Origin of the sequence: Pseudomonas sp. (assembly GCF_026224925.1) — a bacterium.
Lineage (GTDB): Bacteria > Pseudomonadota > Gammaproteobacteria > Pseudomonadales > Pseudomonadaceae > Aquipseudomonas.
Window position 1 is genome coordinate 1 of record NZ_JAMFRV010000759.1, and the last position, 5,792, is coordinate 5,792.

The window sequence follows — 5,792 nt, forward strand, 5'->3', positions numbered from 1 at the left end:
GTTCGAAATCCTGCCGGGCCATCGAGGTAGGCCTTAATCGCAGTCTGTTTAAATGAGGCTGTATACCTGTTCATGCAAAACACCCAAAAAGTCAGATGGGTGTCCAACTTTTTGGGTGCAGTTCAGAATCGTGCAATCCGAAGGTCCCTTGTGGGAGCGAATTCATTCGCGAATAGCAACAACGCGGTGTTTCAGGCAAGCCGCGTCGTCTGCTTCCCGATATAAATTCGGTCCTACGGAAATCCGGATCAGCCTTTCCACACCTGCGGGTTAACCAAATCCTGTGGCTTCTCACCTAGCAGCGCGCTGCGCAGGTTGTGGTACGCGCGATCGGCCATGGCCTGGCGTGTTTCGTCGGTCGCAGAACCAATGTGCGGCAGGGTCACTGCGTTGCTCAACTGGAACAGCGGTGATTCGGCCAGCGGTTCTTTTTCGTAAACATCCAGGCCAGCACCGCGAATCGTGCCGTTCTGCAGGGCCTCGATCAGTGCCAGCTCGTCAACCACCGGGCCCCGGGAGATGTTGATCAGGATCGCACTGGACTTCATCAGCGCCAGTTCACGCTTGCCGATCAGGTGCTTGGTCTTTTCGCTCAAGGGCACCACGAGGCAGACGAAGTCCGATTCGGCGAGCAACTGATCAAGGCTGCGAAACTGCGCGCCCATCTGTTGTTCCAGATCGGTCTTGCGGCTGTTGCCGCTGTACAGGATCGGCATGTTGAAACCGAAGTGCCCACGTCGAGCGACAGACGCGCCGATGTTACCCATGCCGACGATGCCCAAGGTTTTGCCATGCACATCGGTGCCAAAATGCCCGGCCTCAACCGTGCGCTTCCACTGGCCGGCTTTGGTCCATGCGTCCAGTTCGGCAACGCGACGGGCACTGCTCATCAATAGCGCAAAGGCCAAGTCGGCGGTGCTTTCGGTCAGCACGTCCGGGGTGTTGGTCAGCATGATGCCGCGCTCGTTGAAGTAACCCACCTCGTAGTTGTCGTAACCCACCGAGATGCTCGACACCACCTCCAGCTTACTAGCGCCTTGCAGTTGCTCGCGGCCCAGCTTGCGGCCCGCGCCGATCATGCCGTGGGCATGCGCCAGCGCGTCGTTGAATTGTTCATTCATATCGCCCAGCTTCGGGTCGGGCACGATCACGTTGAAGTCTTGCTGCAGGCGCTCGACCATTTCAGGGGACACGCGGCTAAAGGCCAGGACAGTCTTTTTCATCGGACGATACTCTCGGGCGGTTGAATGACGAGGTTCAACAAATCATGGGTTTTCAAGTCGGCTTCGTGGGCGGCCAGTATCTCCGGCAACGATCCTCGTAAATATTCGACCCAGGTTCTGATTTTCGCATCCAGGTACTGGCGCGAGGGGTAAATGGCGTAAAGGTTTAATTCTTGCGACCGGTAATGGCTCAATACCCGAACCAGCGATCCATCGCGCAGCCCTTCAATGGCCGAGTAAATCGGCAGAATGCCAACGCCCATGCCGCTGCAAATGGCGGTCTTCATCGCGTCGGCGGAGTTAACCAGGAAAGGTGAGCTGAGAATGGTGACGGCTTCCTGACCCTCGGGGCCGTCAAATGCCCACTTGTCCAAAGCAACTACCGGGCTTACCAGGCGCAGGCAGGCGTGATTAAGCAAATCCACAGGTTTTTGCGGGTTGCCGAACGCCTTGATGTAGGCCGGTGACGCACACACGATGCTGTAGGTAATGCCCAGGCGCTGGGAAACAAAGCCCGAATCCGGTAATTCGCTGGCCAGCACGATGGAAACGTCGTAGCCCTCATCGAGCAAATCCGGCACGCGGTTGTCCATGGTCAAATCGAAGCTGACGTCGGGATGGTGTTTGCGGTAACGGGCAATAGCGTCAATGACGTAGTGCTGACCAACACCTGTCATCGAGTGCACTTTAAGCTTGCCTGCCGGGCGCGCATGGGCATCGCTGGCTTCGGCTTCTGCTTCTTCGACGTAACCGAGTATCTGTTCGCAGCGCAACAAATAGCGTTTACCCGCTTCGGTCAGGGCAATGCGACGGGTGGTACGATTCAGAAGACGGGTTTGCAAGTGCGCTTCAAGGTTTGAGACTGCACGAGATACGTTCGCGGTGGTTGTATCGAGCTGTACCGCGGCGGCAGTAAAGCTGCCCGCTTGCGCCACACAGCTGAAAGCACGCATGTTTTGCAGGGTATCCATTGGCAGTTCTCTGATGAGATCGACAAATTGTGACATGAAGTAACGTTGAATGTGAGCCTCGCCTCGGGATTATCACCCGTTCTGTAACAAAGAATCGCACTTCACCGGTCTTATCGTCGCCTCGACGGGACTCTAGAATCGCTGCCTACCCTCCGTCATTCACCTCAGTCGGGAATTTGCAGCAGTGCCGCGTCGCATCACCAGAGGTCTCAAACCCCTAATTGTTTTGGCTGTCTCGCTGGCAATCGGCGGCTGCATCGGCACCGGAGGCATTGGCCCTCAGGACCATTCCCTTGCGGCCAACGAATTGGCAACTGACGAAGCGATCCAAAATGCTTCTAAAGAGGCACACTGGCCCGTCACTCAGTGGTGGCGTGCCTATGGCGACGAACAACTCAACAGTTGGATTGAACTGGCCGCTAAAGGCAACCCAAGCCTGGCGATGGCAGCGGCTCGTGTACGCCAGGCCAAAGCCATGGCCGGGGTTGCCGAGTCTGCGGAGTCGTTGCACATCAATGGCGACTCGACCATCAAGCGGCACAACTGGCCAGCCGACCAGTTTTATGGCCCAGGTGAACTGTCCAATACCAGCACGTGGGACAACAATGCTTCGCTGGGGCTGAGCTATTCCCTCGACCTCTGGGGCCAGGAAAGCAATACCACCGAGCGAGCGCTGGATTTGGCCCACATGAGCGCCGCTGAGGCGCGCCAGGCCCAGCTAGAACTGCAGAACAACATTATTCGCGCCTACATTCAGTTGTCGTTGAACTACGCACAGCGTGACATCGTTCAAGCCACGCTCGCCCAGCAGGAGCAAATTCTGCAACTGGCACAACGGCGCTTCAATGGTGGGATCGGCACCCATTTTGAGATCAGCCAGGCGGAAACGCCGCTGCCGGAAACTCATCGTCAGATTGACGCGTTGGATGAGGCTATCGCCCTGAGCGGTAATCAATTGGCGGCCCTGGCTGGCAAAGGCCCGGGGGAGGGCGCACGGTTAAAGCGGCCGACATTGTCGTTGCAATCCGCGTTGAAGCTGCCGTCAGCGCTGCCAGCTGAATTACTCGGCCAGCGTCCGGATGTAGTTGCCAGCCGCTGGCGGGTAGCCGCTCAAGCACGGGGGATTGATGTGGCGCACGCCGGTTTCTATCCCAACGTCGATTTGGCCGGCAGCCTCGGTTATATGGCCACCGGTGGCGGCATATTGTCGTTCCTGACGGGGCCCAAATTCAGCTACAACGTCGGGCCTGCCATTACCTTGCCGATCTTCGATGGCGGGCGCTTGCGCTCTGAACTGGGTGAAGCAGCCGCCGGCTACGACATTGCCGTGGCGCAGTACAACCAGACGCTGATTACCGCACTTAAAGAGATCTCCGATCAGTTGATCCGCCGCGCGTCGATGGATAAGCAACAAGCCTTCGCGAGCGAATCTGTCGCGTCGGCACAGAAAACCTACGACATCGCGCTGGTGGCGTATAAGCGCGGGCTAACCGATTACCTGAACGTGCTCAACGCGCAGACGTTGTTGTTCCATCAGCAACAAATTCAACAGCAGGTCCAGGCCGCACGTCTGAAGGCGCATGCTGAATTGGTCGTGGCGCTGGGCGGCGGTTTATCGGCGGGTTCTGATGCGCCCACCGAAGCAAAGACCCTGCCGTCGAAAACACCAGCTGTACTTGCGGTGTTTGACCATTGAACCGTTCAAATTTCGGGTGGTTTCGAGTGACCCTTCGCGAGCAAGTTCGCTCCCACCGAATAGGGGTTGATGCAAAATCTGTGGGAGCGAACTTGTTCGCGAAGGCAATCTCTCAGGCGCGTCACCCATGATCCGCTACCTGAGTTCCCTGGAATGGCGCCGTGAGTTCTTCGCTTGGGCGCGTAGCGATGGCGTGACCTGGATTTATATTTTCAAAGTTCTGATCGCCGCTTTCCTGACCTATTGGATCGCGCTGCGTCTTGAATTGCCGCAGCCGCGCACGGCAATGATCACGGTGTTCATCGTCATGCAGCCGCAAAGCGGCCATGTGTTCGCCAAGAGTTTTTATCGGTTTCTTGGCACCTTGGCCGGTTCGTCAATGATGGTGCTGTTGATGTCGTTGTTCGGACAGAACAGCGAATTATTCCTCGGCAGCCTCGCGCTGTGGGTCGGTTTTTGTTCGGCGGGAGCGGCGCGTTATCGCAACTTGCGGGCCTATGGTTTTGTCCTCGCGGGCTACACCGCCGCCATGATTGGCTTGCCTGCATTGGCGCACCCGGAAAGCTCGTTCATGGCGGCTGTATGGCGGGTGTTGGAAATATCCCTCGGGATTGTCTGCTCGACAGCGGTCAGCGTCGCGATACTGCCGCAAACCACCAGCGCGGCTATGCGCAACGCCCTCTATCAGCGCTTCGGGGTGTTCGCCCGATTTGCTGCAGACGGGATGCGCGGCGTCAGCGAGCGCGCCGCATTCGAAGCGAGCAACGTACGCTTCATCGTTGAAGCCGTCGGCCTGGAAGGCCTGCGCAGCGTGACCGTGTTCGAAGACCCGCACATGCGCCGTCGCAACGGTCGACTGAACCGCATGAACAGCGAGTTCATGGCCATCACCACACGCTTCAATGCGCTGCATCAATTACTGGAACGCCTGCGGATGCGCGGTCCAACTCACGTTGTAGCGGCCATTGAACCGGGGCTGACAACGCTGTCTGAGCTACTCGACGATTTCGCCGATCGAGCATTGACCAGCCCCGATGCCGTCGTGCTCGAACAGCGCCTTGCTGCCTACAAAACCAGCTTGCCAGTGCATGTTCGTAGCCTGCGCCAGGCACTGGTCGAGAGCGGTCCAAGCGCCGCTGATCTGCTGGATTTCCACACTGCCTACGAACTGCTGTACCGCTTTGTCGATGACCTGCACAACTACGCGCAAACACACGCGTCATTGGCCGATCACCATCACATTCGCGAGCAATGGGACGAGTCGTTCAAGTCCACCACCAGTTGGCTGTCGTCAGCGGCGTCAGGCATTCGCGCAACGTTTATTGTCGGCGCACTTGGCAGCTATTGGGTAGCAACGGCTTGGCCCAGCGGCGTCACCATGACCCTGGTGGCAGCAGCGACCATCGCGTTGTCAGCCACCACGCCCAACCCCAAACGCATGGCGTTCCAAATGGCTTGCGGCACGCTGATGGCGGCTATTTTTGGCTTCGTCGAAACCTTCTTCATCTTCCCGTACATCGATGGCTTTCCACTGCTGTGCGTGGTCATGGCGCCGGTGTTCGCCCTCGGTGCGTTCTTGGCTTCACGGCCACAATGGGCGGGTATCGGCGTAGGGTTACTGATCTTCTTCAGTATCGAATCAGTGCCAGGCAATCTCACCGTTTTCGACCCTTACCTGCTCATCAACGATTACATTGCGATGGTTCTCGGCATGCTGGTGTGTGCCGCCGCAGGGGCCATTATTCTTCCGCCTAACAGCCGCTGGTTGTGGCGTCGGCTAGAAGATCACCTGCGTCGGCAAGTTTTGTTTGCCCTGACCGCGCCATTGCGTGGACTGGGGACGGGCTTCGAAAGCCGCACCCGCGATCTGCTGCATCAAGCCTATGGCTTGGCCGCTGGGCA

The 5,792-nt window shown here is 57.9% G+C and carries 4 protein-coding genes; 2 read left to right on the plus strand and 2 right to left on the minus strand.

The genetic code is table 11. From position 1 onward, the window contains the following. Positions 1-248: 248 nt before the first annotated feature. Both M0974_RS31605 and M0974_RS31610 read right to left on the minus strand, forming a co-directional pair. Positions 249-1,223 (minus strand): D-glycerate dehydrogenase, encoded by a 975-nt coding sequence (locus M0974_RS31605; protein ID WP_297846031.1) that lies wholly within the window; start codon positions 1,221-1,223, stop codon positions 249-251. After that, positions 1,220-2,194 (minus strand): LysR family transcriptional regulator, encoded by a 975-nt coding sequence (locus tag M0974_RS31610; RefSeq protein ID WP_297846033.1) that lies wholly within the window; start codon positions 2,192-2,194, stop codon positions 1,220-1,222. The genes M0974_RS31605 and M0974_RS31610 overlap by 4 nt, the downstream gene beginning before the upstream one ends. A 184-nt stretch (positions 2,195-2,378) precedes the next feature. Between M0974_RS31610 and M0974_RS31615 the strand changes: the two genes are divergently transcribed. Together M0974_RS31615 and M0974_RS31620 are read left to right on the plus strand one after the other, a co-directional pair. Further along, positions 2,379-3,890, plus strand: a complete 1,512-nt coding sequence (locus M0974_RS31615) for an efflux transporter outer membrane subunit (RefSeq protein WP_297846035.1) — start codon at positions 2,379-2,381, stop codon at positions 3,888-3,890. A gap of 127 nt (positions 3,891-4,017) precedes the next feature. Further along, positions 4,018-5,792, plus strand: a 1,775-nt coding sequence (locus M0974_RS31620; protein ID WP_297846037.1) for an FUSC family protein, incomplete at its 3' end; no start/stop codon positions are given.

Excerpts from the sequence above, each read along its gene's own strand:
- M0974_RS31605 (WP_297846031.1), bottom strand. The coding sequence starts at position 1,223 with ATGAAAAAGACTGTCCTGGCCTTTAGCCGCGTGTCCCCTGAAATGGTC.
- M0974_RS31610 (WP_297846033.1), bottom strand. The coding sequence starts at position 2,194 with ATGGATACCCTGCAAAACATGCGTGCTTTCAGCTGTGTGGCGCAAGCG.